The sequence below is a fragment of the Pseudoalteromonas sp. MER144-MNA-CIBAN-0113 genome (assembly GCF_040308965.1).
GTDB classification, from domain to species: domain Bacteria; phylum Pseudomonadota; class Gammaproteobacteria; order Enterobacterales; family Alteromonadaceae; genus Pseudoalteromonas; species Pseudoalteromonas tetraodonis.
The window spans coordinates 1-17145 of record NZ_JBEOOG010000081.1; the positions used below are offsets into that span (position 1 = coordinate 1).

13 protein-coding genes are annotated in these 17145 nt (G+C 38.8%); 6 read left to right on the forward strand and 7 right to left on the reverse strand.

The features are described from left to right. Nucleotides 1–73: 73 nt before the first annotated feature. Nucleotides 74–697: a GTP cyclohydrolase II gene (locus AAEY57_RS16345; RefSeq protein ID WP_008465954.1), complete on the reverse strand. Its 624-nt coding sequence runs from the start codon at nucleotides 695–697 to the stop codon at nucleotides 74–76. A gap of 233 nt (nucleotides 698–930) precedes the next feature. Between AAEY57_RS16345 and AAEY57_RS16350 the strand changes: the two genes are divergently transcribed. Continuing rightward, nucleotides 931–2028 carry a TonB family protein gene (locus tag AAEY57_RS16350; RefSeq protein ID WP_350608261.1) on the forward strand — a complete coding sequence of 366 codons (1098 nt, stop codon included), beginning with the start codon at nucleotides 931–933 and terminating at the stop codon, nucleotides 2026–2028. An 18-nt stretch (nucleotides 2029–2046) separates the two neighbouring features. Here AAEY57_RS16350 and AAEY57_RS16355 read toward each other — a convergent pair whose 3' ends face one another. Genes AAEY57_RS16355 through AAEY57_RS16365 form a run of 3 tightly spaced genes read right to left on the reverse strand, consistent with a single transcriptional unit; the run spans nucleotide 2047 to nucleotide 3736 of the window. Further along, nucleotides 2047–2520, reverse strand: a complete 474-nt coding sequence (locus AAEY57_RS16355) for a low molecular weight protein-tyrosine-phosphatase (RefSeq protein WP_008465952.1) — start codon at nucleotides 2518–2520, stop codon at nucleotides 2047–2049. 40 nt (nucleotides 2521–2560) lie between these two features. Continuing rightward, the gene (locus AAEY57_RS16360) at nucleotides 2561–3214 is read right to left on the reverse strand and encodes a glutathione S-transferase family protein (protein WP_028834387.1); all 654 of its coding nucleotides are present in this window, start codon (nucleotides 3212–3214) and stop codon (nucleotides 2561–2563) included. Nucleotides 3215–3229: 15 nt separating this feature from the next. Next, entirely contained in the window at nucleotides 3230–3736 is a 507-nt protein-coding gene (locus AAEY57_RS16365) for a DUF3087 domain-containing protein (protein WP_069439201.1), read from the reverse strand. 214 nt (nucleotides 3737–3950) lie between these two features. On the opposite strand from AAEY57_RS16365, the gene AAEY57_RS16370 reads away from it, so the two are divergent. Both AAEY57_RS16370 and AAEY57_RS16375 read left to right on the forward strand, forming a co-directional pair. Further along, nucleotides 3951–5108 (forward strand): PA0049 C-terminal domain-containing protein, encoded by a 1158-nt coding sequence (locus AAEY57_RS16370; protein ID WP_008465949.1) that lies wholly within the window; start codon nucleotides 3951–3953, stop codon nucleotides 5106–5108. A gap of 252 nt (nucleotides 5109–5360) precedes the next feature. Continuing rightward, a complete protein-coding gene (locus AAEY57_RS16375) occupies nucleotides 5361–8624 on the forward strand; it encodes a methyl-accepting chemotaxis protein (protein ID WP_350608262.1) in 3264 nt (1087 codons plus the stop codon). A gap of 92 nt (nucleotides 8625–8716) precedes the next feature. Here the strand turns inward: AAEY57_RS16375 and kynU are convergent, their stop codons facing one another. From kynU to AAEY57_RS16390, 3 genes are all read right to left on the reverse strand, one after another. Continuing rightward, nucleotides 8717–9952: a kynureninase gene (kynU, locus tag AAEY57_RS16380; protein WP_350608263.1), complete on the reverse strand. Its 1236-nt coding sequence runs from the start codon at nucleotides 9950–9952 to the stop codon at nucleotides 8717–8719. 2 nt (nucleotides 9953–9954) lie between these two features. After that, entirely contained in the window at nucleotides 9955–10788 is an 834-nt protein-coding gene (locus AAEY57_RS16385; protein WP_350608264.1) for an alpha/beta fold hydrolase, read from the reverse strand. A gap of 125 nt (nucleotides 10789–10913) precedes the next feature. Further along, nucleotides 10914–12215, reverse strand: coding sequence for a metal-dependent hydrolase family protein (locus AAEY57_RS16390; RefSeq protein ID WP_350608265.1), 1302 nt, complete (start codon nucleotides 12213–12215; stop codon nucleotides 10914–10916). A gap of 220 nt (nucleotides 12216–12435) precedes the next feature. Between AAEY57_RS16390 and AAEY57_RS16395 the strand changes: the two genes are divergently transcribed. From AAEY57_RS16395 to AAEY57_RS16405, 3 genes are all read left to right on the forward strand, one after another. Beyond that, nucleotides 12436–14130: a GGDEF domain-containing protein gene (locus tag AAEY57_RS16395; RefSeq protein WP_350608266.1), complete on the forward strand. Its 1695-nt coding sequence runs from the start codon at nucleotides 12436–12438 to the stop codon at nucleotides 14128–14130. A 163-nt stretch (nucleotides 14131–14293) separates the two neighbouring features. After that, nucleotides 14294–16474, forward strand: coding sequence for a GAF domain-containing hybrid sensor histidine kinase/response regulator (locus tag AAEY57_RS16400; RefSeq protein ID WP_350608267.1), 2181 nt, complete (start codon nucleotides 14294–14296; stop codon nucleotides 16472–16474). Nucleotides 16475–16692: 218 nt separating this feature from the next. Further along, on the forward strand, nucleotides 16693–17001 hold the full coding sequence (locus AAEY57_RS16405) for a hypothetical protein (protein ID WP_054202281.1): 309 nt from the start codon (nucleotides 16693–16695) through the stop codon (nucleotides 16999–17001). Nucleotides 17002–17145: the final 144 nt, after the last annotated feature.

Consider the following 17145-nt stretch of genomic DNA (forward strand, 5'->3'; position numbering starts at 1 on the left):
CACCACATAGGCTCTGCCTTGCCTAAATACCAAACAGACTGCTGCAAATTTAACCTTGAAAGGTCAACAGACCCTAAGGTTTTTTAATTTTCTTAATATCTAGCATATGAGAGCCATGCTTAATTTTAGTCTCTAAATACGCCTTGTTACCTGAAAGCCCAGCTTTAATGTGTGCATGAGTGCCCACAACAGAGTCCACCTCTATGCCAGCATCTTTTAATGCGTTAAGCTTTTTAGGATTGTTAGTCATTAATTTTACATGCTTTAAATTGAGCGCATTGAGCATTAATACGGCATCCGAAAAATCACGTAAATCATCAGCAAAGCCCAAATGATTGTTGGCCTCGTAAGTGTTCATACCTTGTGACTGCAGTACATACGCATCAATTTTATTGTATAAACCAATACCACGCCCTTCTTGGCGTAAATAAAGTAAAATACCGCCTTGTTCGTGCATCATTTCAATACACTCATTTAACTGCTCACCGCAATCACAACGTGACGAGTGAAACACATCACCGGTTAAGCATTCAGAATGCATACGAATAAGCGGAACATCTTGCTCGGTATCGGCGTTTTTAAACACTAACGCAACATGCTCTTGGCCATCTTTTAAGCCACTAAAGGAAATAATTTCTGCAGGAATATCACTATTTTTGCCAACATTAAGCTGGACTCTTGCTCTTACTTGCGCCACGACCAATCCAAATATTAAAAAAACTACGACACGATAAAGTGATAATATCACAAAATAGGTTAAATACACCGTAGTACAAGACTGTTTATGGCAAATATATGGCGACGGTAACGACTATTTTCAATCTTTAACCGCAAATATATTACTAGCGAGCGTTTACCTTGATTTACCTAAAGTGATGACATATACATAAGAATTTGCTAATTTGTTATCGACAAATAATAGGGATCATTATGAAACTAAACAAACTTGCATTACTGATGGGCTTAAGTTTATCTTTATTAAGCACCACGTCATTTGCCGAGCAAGCAAATAACGCTCAAACCGTTTTCAACGACGCGTATCAAAATTATTTAAATGCGATTAAAACCAAAGAAAATGTGCAACAAGCCGCGGAGCAGGCTTACACATCAGGTAAAACTGTTTACGGTGAAAATGCTGATAACACCGCAAACTTAGCGATTAACTATGCAAAATCAATTAATCGATACGGTAAACAGTGGATTGAAAAGCGTTTTTCGCTCTATCAACAAGCCTATACTATTTTAGTTAATAACCATGGTAAGCAATCGCCTGAAACCATTGATGCTTTAGTCGGTATGGCTAGTTTTGCCCCTTCGGCTCAAAAAGCGGATTATTATTTAGAGCAAGTGATAGCAATCGCAAACACACAAAACAACCCTAAGTTTGTGGCTGATATGAAACTAGAAGCGGCAACCATACTAGCTAATAAATTCAGCTATGAAAAATACCGAGAAGCTAAAAACTACCTAGAAGAAGCCGATGAGTATTATCTGGCTAACTTACCTAAAAACTCAGTTGAACAAATAAAAGCTGATTTTTTAATTGCATCGTTTGCAGAAGGTCGAAAAAGATACGATCAAGCAATAGAACGACTTAACCGTGTAGTAAATGTGTTTGATGAAAGCTTAAGTTACGATCACAACGCCGAGCTTACCGCACACTCAAGATTGATTGGCTTGTATGAAAAACAAGGCAAAAGTGATGAAGCCACCAAACACTGCATCGCGATTGCTAAAATGGTGCCGTGGAAAGAAAGCCAAGAGCAAACGCCGCTATACCGCGTTAACCCTAAATACCCTACAAACAAAGCGCGCTTTCGTAAAGATGGAAAAGTCGTTATGGAGTTTGAAGTGGATGAGTCTGGCTTTGTAAAAAATCCGCAAGTACTTAGTTCTGAAGGTGGCGTGGCCTTTGAAAAATCGGCAGTAGAAGCATTAGCGCAATGGCGTTATGCACCTAAGTTTGAACATGGAAAAGCCGTTGCAGCAACTTCCAAAGTACAGCTCGACTTTAAAGTAAACCGTTAATAACATACCAAAGGCGCTTTAAGCGCCTTTTTGGTTATTCTGCTTTAACTTAGCTAAAATGTTATCGCTGGCGGCCTCTATTAAATCAAGTACCTTTTCAAAGCCATCATCACCGCCATAGTAAGGATCGGGAATTGCGCCTTGTGCTTGCTCGCCATACTCTAAAAATAACGCAAGCTTATACTGCAAATGCTCAGGGCAGCGTGCGGTTAGATCCGTCAGGTTTTGTTTATCAGCTGCTAAAATTAAATCAAACTCGCTAAAATCACTACTGCGCACCTTGCGCGAAAAAATACCTTTAAAACTATAACCGCGTTTTTCACCAGCTTGCATAGAGCGTTTATCTGGCGGATTACCTTCATGATGACCAATAGTCCCTGCCGAGTCCACTAGCAGATCAATGCCTAACTTTTTAGCTCGCGCTTTTAATACCGCCTCAGCCGTCGGTGAACGACATATATTTCCCAAACACACTATCAGTACTTTTTTCACTTATAGCTCCTAAGCTTTTGCAAAAAATCAGTAATAAACATTATTTTAATGAGGCTAATATTTTTTGCTCGCCTTCAAGCATTGTGTGCATGGCAGTACCCTGTTTTACACGGCTATGCAATGCTGCAAGATTAGGCCAGCGCGACTCATCAAGTTGCTCACCACCATGCTCCATATTCATTAACTGGCAGCTCACAGCAATGTCGGCAAGGGTTAAGCTCTCGCCAACAAAAAACTCGTTATCCCCTAAATAACCTTCTAAATAATCAAATAAAGGCGGTAGTTTTTCATTTAATGCACTTTGCACTAAGGCTTCATCGGTTGGCTTTTGCATTGTGGGAGCAATAATACGTTGCTGAAACACCGTAAATGTTGCAAAAGGAGCCAGCTCGTAATCTGCGTATTTTTCTAACCAGCGAACGGCTGCACGTTGCTCTATAGTATCACCGAGTAAAGACGCTGAATTAGGGTATTTTTCATCAAGATATTGGCAAATAACGCTAGAATCCGCCAAACTTAACTCGTCGTCTTTTAGCGCCGGAATTCGCCCTAGTGGGTTCAGTTCTAAAAACCAATCAGGTTGATTAAACGGCGAGACTATTTCGAGTTTATAGTCTAGTTGTTTATGCGCTAAACATACACGCACTTTACGTACATAGGGAGAAAGCGGGACACCATAGAGAATTATGCTCATTGTGATTCCTATAAATTAAAACTGCTTTAAAATTGCGTCATCGTAGTCATCGGCATTAAGGGTTAAATTATATTTAGCCGCAACGCTATCTAACTCGGCTTGTTTAATCGCTAAATCATCCATGGTGATGGTGTTATCGTCAAGCCGCCATAACAAGCGTGAGCCTGCATAACTATAGTGAATGGCTAATAGCGCATCAGGATTACCTTCACGTCCCGCCGCTTTAAGCTTTGCCATCTTGCGGGTAATTTTATTAAGCGCTTGTTTAAGCTCCCATACATACACCACCTCACTCATAAAAGGATGTGTACGGTATTTATTTAACAACCAGCCAATACCAATACTCGTAACAATAACGCCTAATAAGTTCCAATGAAAATGACTACCACTTTCATCGGGGAATAATGCAATAAGCGTTTGTGAAATAGCTAAACTACCAATCGCTAAGCTTGCGGCACAACCGACTATAACGCGGTTTAAATGTTTACGATAACGAGCTTTATCTATTTGAATAAGTTGCATAGTTGCCTAAAATTAAAAAACTAAAAAATACACAGCCACCATTGTAGCTAAACCCACCACAGAGTTTCGACTCTTTTTAATAAAATACCCGTAGTTTTTGATTTAACGCCGGTTTTATACTGCTTTCAACATAAAACCAACCAACGATTTTATTTGCACCCACATATTAGGCATAGGATAGTAGACAACAAATACGACTCAGTTTAGGAACATCATGATAAAAACACTGATTGCCACAAGTTTAATATTTTCTTCTTCTAATGCGTTAGCCAACTTAAACACACCGCTAACCCCAGAAGAATTGCGAATTGAAAAAGCCAGCCAAGCGATGCCAGCCGTACTAAGCGCTTTTGCCAGCGAAGTTAATCAATTTGAGCAGCAATTCAAGTCACTCTCAAGCTATGCACAAGCCGTAGATGCCGTTAATGACTACTCAAAACGATTATGGTTTAGTGCAAAAAAACGCATCGCTACAACGCAAAACTTAGATGATCGCGCACTTTACTGGGCTCGCTTACAATCAAGCAAAATTATTCGCACCACAAAGCCTGCATTTTCGCTGAGCGCGGCGCAGCAAACAGTGTTATTAACACTTCTAGAGAATGGCAGCCGGGGTCGCACCGATCTTAGCTACTCACAAAACACCTCTAAAAAAATATTATTAACTGGATTTGACCCGTTTTTACTTGATAGAAATATAAACCAAAGCAACCCATCGGGTGTTGCAGCACTGCTTCTTGATGGCCAAGTCATAAACTATAAAGGGATTAGTGCTGAAATAAACACAGTGATGGTGCCTGTGCGTTATGAAGACTTTGATCACGGTATTATAGAATCCTTACTTGCCCCTTATTACGCACTTAATAATGTTGATATGGTGGTTACCGTTAGCATGGGTAGTAAAGACTTTGACCTTGAGCGCTTTCCAGGCAAGCGCCGCAGTGTAACAGCGCCCGACAACGCCAATGTAGTGTATGGAGGCAGTAAAACAGCGCCGCTCATCCCAAGCTTGAACGACCGCCCATTACCAGGTACTGAGTTTGTAGAATTTAGCTTACCCGTTAGCGCTATGTTAAGCGCAAAAGGCCCTTTTCCTATTAATGATAACCATCATGTTATTACCCTAAAAAAAGACTTTGAGCCTAATAGTTTCGATGAATTAAAAGACGCTATTGCAGTGCGAGGCGGTGGCGGTGGTTATTTGTCTAACGAAATTTCGTATCGCAGTATTCGCCTGCGAAATCAGCTAAATTCAGATATTCCGACAGGGCATATTCACACCCCACGAATTGCTCAGTTTGAACCCGAAACTGAAGCTAAAATAGTAAAGCAAATTCAAACTATGTTAGAGCGCAGTTTAGTCGCACTCTAACATCGTTTGCTTTTTCAACTTCAACGTTAGAACGACTATTAATTAATAAACGTAGGAGCACTTAAATGCTTCTACGTTTTTTTGCTTTAAACCGCTAAAAAAGCATGCTGAAATTACATTAAAATTGAAAGCGCTCTGTATCAATCTCGGCTATTTTATAATAAAAACTCATTACTTTAATTATGAACTAGATCTTCACAAATTGTGTTCTATGCTCATTTGAGGTACAAACCTTATTACAGGGACATAGTAATGCTCACAATTAATCACTTTTTTAATTCTTTAAATTTAACAAAAAAACTTATTTCCGCCTTTTTAATTGTTGCTCTAGTGCCAATAGCAATAATTATCACGGTTACTATCAATGCAGCGTCAAACTCGATGACTGAACAGGTTTATTCCCGTTTAGATGCGGTGAGTGAAGTAAAACAAAGCGCTGTTAAGCGCTACTTTAACAACATTGAAAATAAACTAAATGCGCTGCAAGCAAATCCAGAAATGGCCACTATTGCGACAAAGTTTATAGCAGGATTTAATGATATCTCCCCTTCTGATTCATCAGAATCTCTAAATCGCTTTTATAAAGAGTCTTTTACCCCAAAATTTAAACAGCTAAACCCAACAAATACAGTCTCTTCATCTCTATTAGAGCAAATGAATCCAAAAAGTATTGAGCTACAATCTCGTTATCTAGCTAATAACCCAAATCCAATTGGTGAAAAACAAAAACTAACCACCACAGAGCAATCAGACAGTTACGAGCAAGCGCACCGCCAATATCATCCTTATCTACGCGATATGACTAATATAAATAAGTTCTACGATATTTTCATTATCGACCCAGCAAATGGCAATATTGTTTACTCTGTTTATAAAGAAGTCGACTTTGCAACATCGCTGCAAACAGCCCCCTACGCTGATAGTAATTTAGCGAGCTTGTTTCAACAATTAAAAGACAGCAACGACCCACAAGCAATTGCATTTGCATTTGCATTTGCAGATTATAAACAGTACTCCCCCTCATATAACGCCCCTGCGAGCTTTATAGGTAAGCCTATTGTTGTTGATGGTAAAACAATTGCTATTTTAGCCGCCCAATTATCGATTGAAGATGTCAATTCAATCATGAAAGAACGTGGCGGGTTGGGCGAAAGCGGAGAAACCTACCTTGTAGGTCCTGAGGGGTTAATGCGCTCTGACTCTTATATTGACCCGAAAAATCATTCTGTAGAAAGCTCATTTAGAAACCCAAATAAAGGCACAGTAAATACCTTATCTGTAATCAAAGCACTGAGAAATGAAAAAGGACAACATGTTATAAATGATTATAACAATGAAATGGTGCTATCTGCATTTGCACCTGTAAATGTATTTAATGTTCGCTGGGCACTCATAGCAGAAATGGACGAACAAGAAGCTTTTGAGTCGATAACAACACTTTCCCAACAACTCATTGTTATTCTTTTTATCACTATTTTTATTGTTACTATTGCCGCATATTGGTTTGCGAGAACACTAACAAAGCCTGTACATGCGCTGGCTGATACAATGAAAAAAGTGGAGCAACAAGGTGACTTTTCATTACGAGCAACTGTCTATTCAAATGATGAAATAGGAGTCAGCACTCAAGCATTTAATACTCTTTTAAATGCACTACAGCTATCAATTAGTGAAACAAACCGTGTTATGAATCAAATGGCTGCGGGTAAATTTGATCAACGTATTGAAGCGCCATGTCGAGGGGAATTAGATACGTTAAAACAAGCAACCAACGATTGCGCAAGTTCACTAAACGGAGCAATAAACGAATTAAATACCATTGCGATTGCTATGGCTGATGGTCAATTTGATATTCAAATTAATGCCTCAATGTCAGGCGAGTTAGGCACCTTAAAAAGTAATATTAACGAATCGCTCTCTTCAATAAATAACACAATGAATAGTATTGTCGATATTATGGCTAACGTAGAACAAGGTAATTTTAAAGAACAAATCACCTATCCAGCGAAAGGAAAACTTGCGCAACTAAAAGACAGCGTCAATAACTCAGTTAGTAGTTTAAGTATTGCCATAGATGGAATTAGTGACGTTATGAGTGCATTACGACAAGGCCAGTTTTCTGCGCAATTAGAGGCCCCCTTAGCTGGCCAGCTTGATATTTTAAAACAAGATATTAATTCCAGTATGGCTAATTTAAATAATGTAATGAATGAAATAGGTGAAGTCATGACCTTTGTTAGTCAAGGTGACTTTAAAAAAATGATAAAAGGTGAAGCCAGCGGCCAACTTGAGCAGCTAAAAAGTAACATCAATACATCAATCACTGCTATTGATACTGCTTTAACTGAGATTTCATCAGTCATGCTAGCAATTAGTCAGGGGCGTTTTGATCATACTATTTCATCGGCTATGACAGGCCAACTAAATAGTTTAAAAACAGATATAAACCATTCGGTAACTAACCTCGAACGTGTCATAAACGACCTCAACCAAGTAATGGCTGCGATGGCAAACGGCGATTTTTCTCATCAATTAAAACAGCCATTACAAGGCCAGTTGGAAGATTTAAAAAATAATGTTAATGAGTCTACCTCATTAGTTTCATTGGCAATAAATGAAGTCAGTAGCGTTTTGTCAAACTTAGCTAAAGGTGACCTTACCAAAAATATAGAGGGACAATATCAAGGCGTATTCGATACCCTTAAAAGCGACACCAACGCGACTATTGAGAAATTAACTAATGTCATTCAAGAAATTCAAGTATCGGCTAGTCAGGTTATGCAAAATGCGGGTGAAATAGCTTCAAGTAATACTGAAATAAGCAAACGCACAGAGGAACAAGCAGCCAACCTTGAAGAGGCAAGCTCAAGTACTGAGCAAATGCTAGATGAGCTAACTAAAGTATCTGAACAATCAAAAAGTGCCGTGGCATTGGCAAGCAATGCAGAGCAAATTGCTGAAGAAGGAAATCGCTTATCAATACAAACCGTTAGCGCGATTGATGACGTGAATGAAGCCAGTAAAGACATTAACGAAATACTTACGGTTATTGACAACCTCGCTTTTCAGACAAACTTGCTATCACTTAATGCCGCCGTGGAAGCTGCTAGAGCTGGCGATCATGGAAGAGGCTTTGCCGTAGTCGCTAATGAAGTAGGTGATTTAGCGGGGCGTAGTGCTAAATCGGCAAAGCAAATAAAAAGTATTATTGTAAATAGTAATCAAAAAATAGCGCTTGGGACGGAATTAGCAGACACCTCAGGGAAGAAATTAAAACACATAATGCAAGCTGTTAGCGATGTTAATAAAAATATCATACATATAGCGCATTCAACCTCCGCACAAGAGCAAGCGATTAAAGAAGTTAACCTTGTTGTACAACGTTTAACCGGTTTAACCCAGGCAAACTCGGCTATTACAGAAGAAACAATGGCGGCAGCACGTCAAATGGCAGAACAAGCTACCGAGATGAGAGTGCAACTCAATTACTTTAATCTAAAAAAAGAGCAACAATAGACTAAAGGCGCAGCAAGTTATTTTGCTAACACGATGCTTTTTTAACTTAAGTAATTTGATGAGCCATTATTGAATAATGGCTCATCATAACGTTACGTTACTTTACCTGCTAAATTAAAACGTGGCTGAGTATATAGCTGGGTTTTAACCACCTCAGCCAAAATCGTGACCGCATTCCATATATCTTCAAATGAGGTATAAAGAGGTGTAAAACCAAAGCGTAATATATTGGGCGCACGAAAATCAGCAATAACCCCTTTTTCAATTAACGCTTGGCATATAGCGAACGCGTCTGTATGTGAAAACGCCAATTGGCTACCTCTTTGACAGGCATTTTCAGTAGAGCATAAACGCAAATCACTTAAGCATGAATGTGTTTGTAGCAATTTAGTAAATACCTCAGCGAGTGCAATCGACTTTTCTCTTATTTGTGAAATATCTACATCTTGCCATACATCAAGGGCGGCATCTAACGCACTCATAGCAATCACACTCGGTGTGCCACACAAATACTGATTTATATTATCAGCGCCCTGATATTCAGCATTAAAAGCAAATGGTTTAGCATGACCCATCCAGCCTGATAGTGGCTGCTTTACACTAGCCTGATGACGCTTTGCCACATATAAAAATGCAGGCGAGCCCGGGCCGCCGTTTAAGTATTTGTAGCCACAGCCAACAGCAAAATCTGCATTACAGTTATCGAGCTCAACAGGTAAAGCCCCCGCGCTGTGGGCTAAATCCCATATCACTAAAATGCCTTTTTCGTGGGCAAGCTTGGTCAGCTTTTGCATATCTAATAGCTGCCCGGTTCTAAAGTTCACCTGCGTTAATAGCAGCACCGCCACTGAATCGCTAAGGCTTTGTTTAATGTGTTGCTCTGCTACTAATTTAAGCTGACATAAGTCAGGGCCTAATAAGTCACTTAACCCTTGTACCATGTATAAGTCGGTTGGAAAGTTATCTTGCGTGGATAACACCACATTTCGGCCAGGGCTTAACGATAACGCACTACTTAACAGCTTGAACAAGTTAACTGAAATAGAGTCACAACAAATCACTTGGCCTTTTGCAGCACCAATAATCGGCGCTATTTTATCTCCTACCTGAGTGGGTAAATCAATCCATTGGTGATCGTTCCAACTTCTAATTAAGTGACTACCCCATTGTTGATTTACCACCTCTGCCACGCGCGACTTAACGGCTTTAGGTAAAGCACCCAGTGAATTACCATCGAGATAAATAGTGTCTGCGGGTAAATCGAATTCATCGCGTTTATTAGCCAGCGGGTCGGCTTTATCAAGCGCTACAATCTCATTAAAATTCATTTTTATATCTCATTTAAATTTTTTATTAGTGTACTAAATGCCTCAGATCCTGGGTGGATCCAATCAAAATGCCCCACGCCTTCGAGCATCACCACTGGGCGTTTAAACTGCGCTAAATTAAAAGCGGGGACAATGGCATCTTTGTCGCCTTGTAAAATAATGCTTTGGGGATGAAGTGGCTGCTCACTCGGGTTAGCTTGCGTGTAAGCCTTAGGTTTATCAGTTGGCATACCTTGCATAAAATCTTTTGTCACTTTTTGACAGCTGTTATTACCACGTGCATATGCTTTTATATCAGTGATAGGGGCTAAGCCAATAACGCCTTTAAGCTGGCTTATTTCACCACCTGCAAGCAGTGCTAAATGTCCACCAGCAGAGTGCCCTACAGCAACCGAGTCAGCTAATTTAAACTCGCCATTATTGTAAGTACTTGCCGCTAAAATACCGGCTTTTATATCATTAAATGTGACAGGCCAGCCACCACCGCTTGTACCACTTCTTCGATACTCTAATGACCACACGTTAAAGCCAGCTTGTGCAAGCCCCGTACTTAACGCATACGTGTGTTTAATATCGTACTCACTAAGCCAACAGCCACCATGGAGTAAAATAACTAACGGCGTTTGCACCAGTGCTTGCTTTGCGCGCCAAAGTAATGCGTACTGTGACTCATCACTGCCGTAGGCTATTTTTTCATCGGCTAAGTTAAATCCCAATGAAGCCACTTTTGCATAAGCTACATCATTTTCAACATCAGGAAATTCAACTGGTTGCTGCGAGGCACTATTTGCTAACAAAGGCCATACACTAAAAAATAAAACCACTAAGCTCTTCAAAATAAACTACTTCCTTTTTACCTAAAAACGGTATAAAAAAATAACGCTGGTCAATCGTCTACAAACATTTTGTTGTACGACCTACCAGCGTTATAACGTCATTCATAATAAAATAAATATAGTGTTTATTGTTGTTTGAAAATTACGCCTTCTTTCATCACAAAATCAACATCCATTAAAGCGCTAATATCGCTAAGTGGGCTGGAATCTAAGGCAATAATATCGGCAAACTTACCAGGCTCTATAGTGCCTAAACTCTGGCTCATATCAATTAAATCAGCAGCATTGACGGTTGCCGACTTTAAAATATCGGAGGTACTCATACCGGCTTCATACATCAATACGGCTTCTTTTGCGTTAATACCGTGCTTTGATACGCCACTGTCCGTGCCAAAGGCAATTTTAACGCCGGCTTTGTAAGCCTTAGTAAAGTTGTTGAGCATATCGCCCCCCACTCTCGTTGCTTTAGCCTTAATAGGTGCAGACATAAAATCTGAATTTTTTGCCATATTAACCACAGTATCGCCAGCTAATAACGTTGGTACAAGGTAAGCGCCGGTTTCTTTAAAGAGCTTGATGCCTTCTTCATCGGTGTAACTGCCGTGTTCAATGCTATCAACCCCTGCACGAAGTGCGGCATTAATACCTTGTGCAGCATGGGCATGGCTTGCTACTTTTCGTCCTAACCCATGTGCGGTTTTTACAATGGCTTTGAGCTCATCGTCTTCCATTTGTTGACCTGTCCCCGTGGTGGTATCAGAAAGCACACCACCGGTAGAGGCCACTTTAATTAAATCCGCCCCATACTTAATTGCATAACGTGTTTTTTTACGGCACTCAACTGCGCCATCACACACTGTTGGTGGCGTTTTTATGGTGAGTAAATCAGGACTCATACCATCAACATCTAAATGCCCACCAGTAATAGTAACTCCAGCACCGGCAATAATACGCGGACCATTAACCCAACCATTCGCCACCCCTTTTCGTAATGCGTACATTTGCTCGCTTTGGCTACCTACATCACGCACGGTGGTAAATCCCGCCATTAGGGTTTTATTAGCAAAATGAACACTGCGCATTGCTACATCTGCATCAGACATTTCAACCAGTTCTTTTTTATTATCTGGCCCAAGCTCACCTTGTAAATGCACATGCATATCCATAAGCCCTGGCATAACAAAGCTGGTCGATAAATCGATTAATTGGACATCATCACCAAATCGAGAGGCCGGTAAAAAACCAGCGGATACAGACACTATTTTGCCATTTTCTATTACTACAGTTTGTTTTTGCTGTGATTTTTCGCCAGGGACGCTTAATAGCTCTCCCGCATGAATCACTTTAGTATTGGCTTGTGCATTGCTGGCGCAAAAATTTGCGGCTAAAAAAATCGAGGTAATAACACTCAATCGAAATATGCTCATGAAAATCTCCAATGATTCGCTTTTCGTTAACAGCAACGAAATAACGTTAAAATATTGTTATACAACCAATACCTTATCAGGAAAGTCACAAAAACAAACCTGAAATACGTTTTTAGTAAAAATTCTGACCACTATTTACACTGCCTTCAAACGGAAAAAATAAAAGAAGATGTCTATACTCAACCATATTGTTGTAATACTTTTCATATGTAGGGAGCTTATGGATATTAAAGACATAAATATTGCACTGCTAGAAAAATGCAACTTTCTTTTAATGGTATTTGATAACCATCATCAGCTCAGTTATCTCTCAGATGGGTGGTCAGAGCTAAATATTACAACCAAAAACATGCCAACCATTGAAAGCCTGTATGCCTGTTGTACAACTCAAAGCAAAACACTATTACAACAACAAATTCTCGCACTAAAATCGCAACATAATGAGTTAGACCAATTTGATATTGAGCTCACATTTGCAACCGATTACTCTATTAAACTGAATTGCTGCTTACATAATGTGGATCAAAACCAACATCACTATACTGTATTAATTTTTAATCAACACTTTGCACAGGTTTCGTCTGTTATTAGTAATAACGAATTACAAACCATCATAGAAAACGCAGGCGAAGTTTTAAAAGTAGGTTATTGGCAGCTCGACTGTAATAGCAACCAATTATTTTGGACCGATGAAATTTACACTATCCATGGTGTTTCCCCTAGTCGCTATTCACCACAGTTAGATACTGCAATAAACTTTTATCATGCAGATGATAAGCCCAAAATAGCCAGCGCTGTCGAAAATGCGCTTTTAACGGGGCAAGAATGGAGTTGTATAAAATTACGTGTTGTAGATGACGACCAACAAGAACGCACGGTGATATCAAGCGGTAACGTATCAAGAAATAAAAACGGTGAAATTACTAAGCTATACGGCATTTTTCAGGATATAACAGGAAGTGAAAAAATAGCCCTTGAACGAGACTTTTTAGTTACTGCACTCAAAGAAACTACGGTAGGAATGGTCATTGCCGATAAAAATAAGCATGTTATTTGGGTTAATGGATCATTCGAAAAAATGACAGGGTATAGCCTTTTTGAAGTCGAAGGCAAAAAGCTCGGCTCTATTTTACAAGGTGAAAACACTGATTTAAAAACGATAGCTAAACTTAAAACTCACCTCAAAAAAGGGCTACCTATAAGCACCCGAATTTTAAACTACACCAAAAGTGGGGACCCCTATTGGAATGAGTTGGCAATATCGCCGATTTATAGAGATGGAAAAATCGCTTATTACTTTGCGGTGCAAAACGATGTAAGCAAAGAAATAAACATAGAACACAAACTCATATCCCTTAATACCAGTTTAGAGCAACGAATACAGGCGCGCACTCAAGAGCTATTTACACTTAACAAAGAGTTAGAAAAACAGGCTAATGTAGACCCACTTACAGGATGTTTAAATAGGCGAACCTTATACAGGTTCCTTACCGATGAGCTATTAAAAACACAAGATGAAAATACCTATATTTCATTATTAATGCTCGATATAGATCACTTTAAAGCCATAAATGATAACTACGGCCACGAAGCTGGAGATAAGGGTTTAAAAGAACTCGCTAATATTTTACATGGCCTCACCAGAAAAAATGACGCCGTATTTCGCCTTGGCGGTGAAGAGTTTTTAATTATTATGCCTAACACAAACAAAGCCGAAGCTAAGCAAGCAGCTGAGCGTATTAAAAACGCAGTGAATGAACATAAAGTTTACTATCGTAATAAAAATATTAGCTTTACTGTCAGTATTGGACTGCTTACCCACGATGGCACAATTAGCCTACAAAGCAGCTTAAAATACGTTGATGACTATTTATACGAGGCAAAAAATAGTGGTCGAAATAAAATTGTTGATTGACTCGCTATAAGACGGATTGTTTTAAATCAATTCGTAAAAATTTAAAAGGTCATATAAGCTAAATACTTAAGCATAATAATTTAATTGCATTTTACGCTAGCGCATCCATTATTATTTTTATTCTATTACTCATTGTTAAGCATAACAAAAACAAGGTTACATAATGATAAAAGCGTCAACACCTGAGGATGAACTATCACGGCTAAAAGACTTATATGAGTATGACGTTTTAGACACTGAAGCTGAAAAATCCTTTGACGATTTAACCCAGCTTGCATCTGATATTTGCGAAACGCCAATCTCACTAATAAGTCTTGTTGATCCTGACAGGCAATGGTTTAAGTCAAAGCATGGTATTGATGTAGCCGAAACCGCACGAGATATTTCGTTTTGTTCTCACGCAATTCTAAAAAACCACGTATTCGAAGTTCAAAATGCACTTACTGACACCCGCTTTCACGATAATCCCTTAGTTACAAACGACCCAAATATTCGCTTTTATGCAGGTGCACCTCTCATCACACCAAGAGGAAACGCTATAGGTACGTTATGTGTTATTAGCGATAAACCAAAAAAGCTTTCAAGCAAACAAATAAATGCACTCACGGTTTTGAGCAAAGAGGTCATTGCGCAATTAGAGCTTCGGCTTAATAATAAAAAGCTGTTTATGGCGTTAGAAAAACAAAAAGAACACAATAAAGAGCTAGAAAAGTTAAAAGAAGCCGCGGATATCGCCAATAACACAAAGAGTAAATTTTTGGCAAATATGACTCATGAGCTAAGAACCCCATTACATGGAATTTTAAATTTAGCTGAGTTTGCTATCTCAGAGACAACAACAGAGGAAAAAAACAGCACCTTAAAAAGCATATTAAAGTCAGCACATTACTTATCAAATATTGTTAACGATATTTTAGACTTTTCTAAAATTGAGGCTGGCAAATTAGAAATTGAACATATCAACTTCAGTCTTAATGAGGTTATTAGCGATGTAATAAAACCCCTGTTACAGCAGGCATCTGCTAAAGGCATAAAGCTGATTACATCGATAGACCCAAAAATAGCAGACAATTTAAAAGGCGATCCTCTTCGGATTTCGCAAATTTTAAATAACCTGTGCTCAAATGCGATTAAATTTACCAACTTTGGCCAAGTAGAACTGAAGATAAGTGTTAAAAATAGTACATTGCAAACACAAGTACTCACCTTTGAAGTTATTGATACAGGCCTTGGTATTAATGAGACTGTTCAAGAGCATTTATTTAAAGAATTTCATCAGGCCGACTCATCAACCTCAAGGAAATATGGAGGCACAGGTTTAGGCTTATCAATTTGCGCTCGTTTAAGTGAGTTAATGCAGGGGCACCTTAGCTTTACCAGCAAAATAGATAAGGGCTCCACGTTTACCTATGAGCAAAGCTTTGAGATTGCTTTATTGCCACCAACCTCGAAGCAGTGCACTGATATAACAAACCTTCAAGGTAGTACTGTTTTAATTGCCGAAGATAATAAAATAAATCAGCTTATTATTGTTAAAATGCTCAAAGCACATAATGCTAATTTAATTATCGCAGAGAACGGTAAAGAATGCGTTAAGTACTTCAAGGAGCACTCGGTAGACTTAATTTTTATGGATATACAAATGCCTGAAATGAATGGCATAGAAGCCACACAGGCTATTAGAGCCCTACCTGCAGGTAAAACCGTTCCAATTATCGCTATGACGGCAAATACTCTTAAACAAGACATTGAGCATTATTTAGATATTGGTATGGATGGTTACTTAACTAAACCGTTTGATAAAGCTAAGCTCAATAGCTTACTCAATGTTTATAATCCTAAAAACCTCAACTTAAAAAACTTAGCAGTAAAAATTAGCGATCCTAATGTTTCTAGCAACCGGAAGCTAAAGCAAATATGCAAAGAGTTAAAAGCGCTTATTCCCAATGCTAATCGAGTGAGCCTTTGGTTATTTAATAAGGAATACAGTACATTAAATTGCTTAATTTGCCTTGATGAAAATAATGATGTGTTAAATGGTACTATTCTAAAAGCAGAAAACTCTCCGGCTTATTTCAACTATATTTTAAGCAATCAAGTACTCGACGCTTCCGATGCCAGAAACAACAACGTAACCAAGCAGTTCACCAGCCCTTACTTTGAGCCACTCGATATTTATTCTTTACTTGATTACATTTATATACTTGATAACAAACCATTAGGTGTAATTTGTTGTGAAAGTGTGGGATCAAAGGTAACTTGGAGCCATACTGATAAAGAGTCGTTAATAAAAGTTGCTGATGTCACTAACTTATTTTTATCAAAGCAGATTGAATCCACATAATCACATGTACTTAGAAGAAAAGTAACGACTAACGGTTACTGGTAATTATAAATAAATTAAGAGGTTTCATAATGTGCGATAACCCAAAAGCCTTCGCACCTTATTAATTCACTCTCTATGTAGCTAAAACCCAGGTTAACGTTGTTAGCTGCCTACAAGCTTAGGTATAATGACCTATCTTGGCTGTGTTTATTAGCCTTTAAATTGGATCATCTCCCATGAAAAAACTATCCGCTGTGCAAGTAAAACAACAAGCACTCGTCCTCAATGTTGCTGACAAAATAGAAGAACAAGGCCGCGCTGAAATCCCAGGCATGCTGCAATGCTGGTTTGATGTGGAATATCATTTATTTCCAGGCTCTTTACTGATGTGTTTTCAGTTTGAAAACCAACAAGCACTAACTGCGGCAGAGCCTGAGTTATTAAAGTGGCAAAAACGCTTAAGCAGTGCAATGCTTAAAAAAGGCGTGATTTTAAAAGATATGCGTAAACATTTAGTGTTTACCTTAAAAGGACCTGACGACTAAACTACTTATAGTGAAAGCACGCTCTACTTTGGTGTGCTTTCCAAGTTAAACTCATTAACGTGCTTAATTAACCTGAGATCTGCTTAAGCGATAACTAGTGCGTTGAGCTCTACGTCAGTTAAATTAAGGTGTGGCTTATTTTCT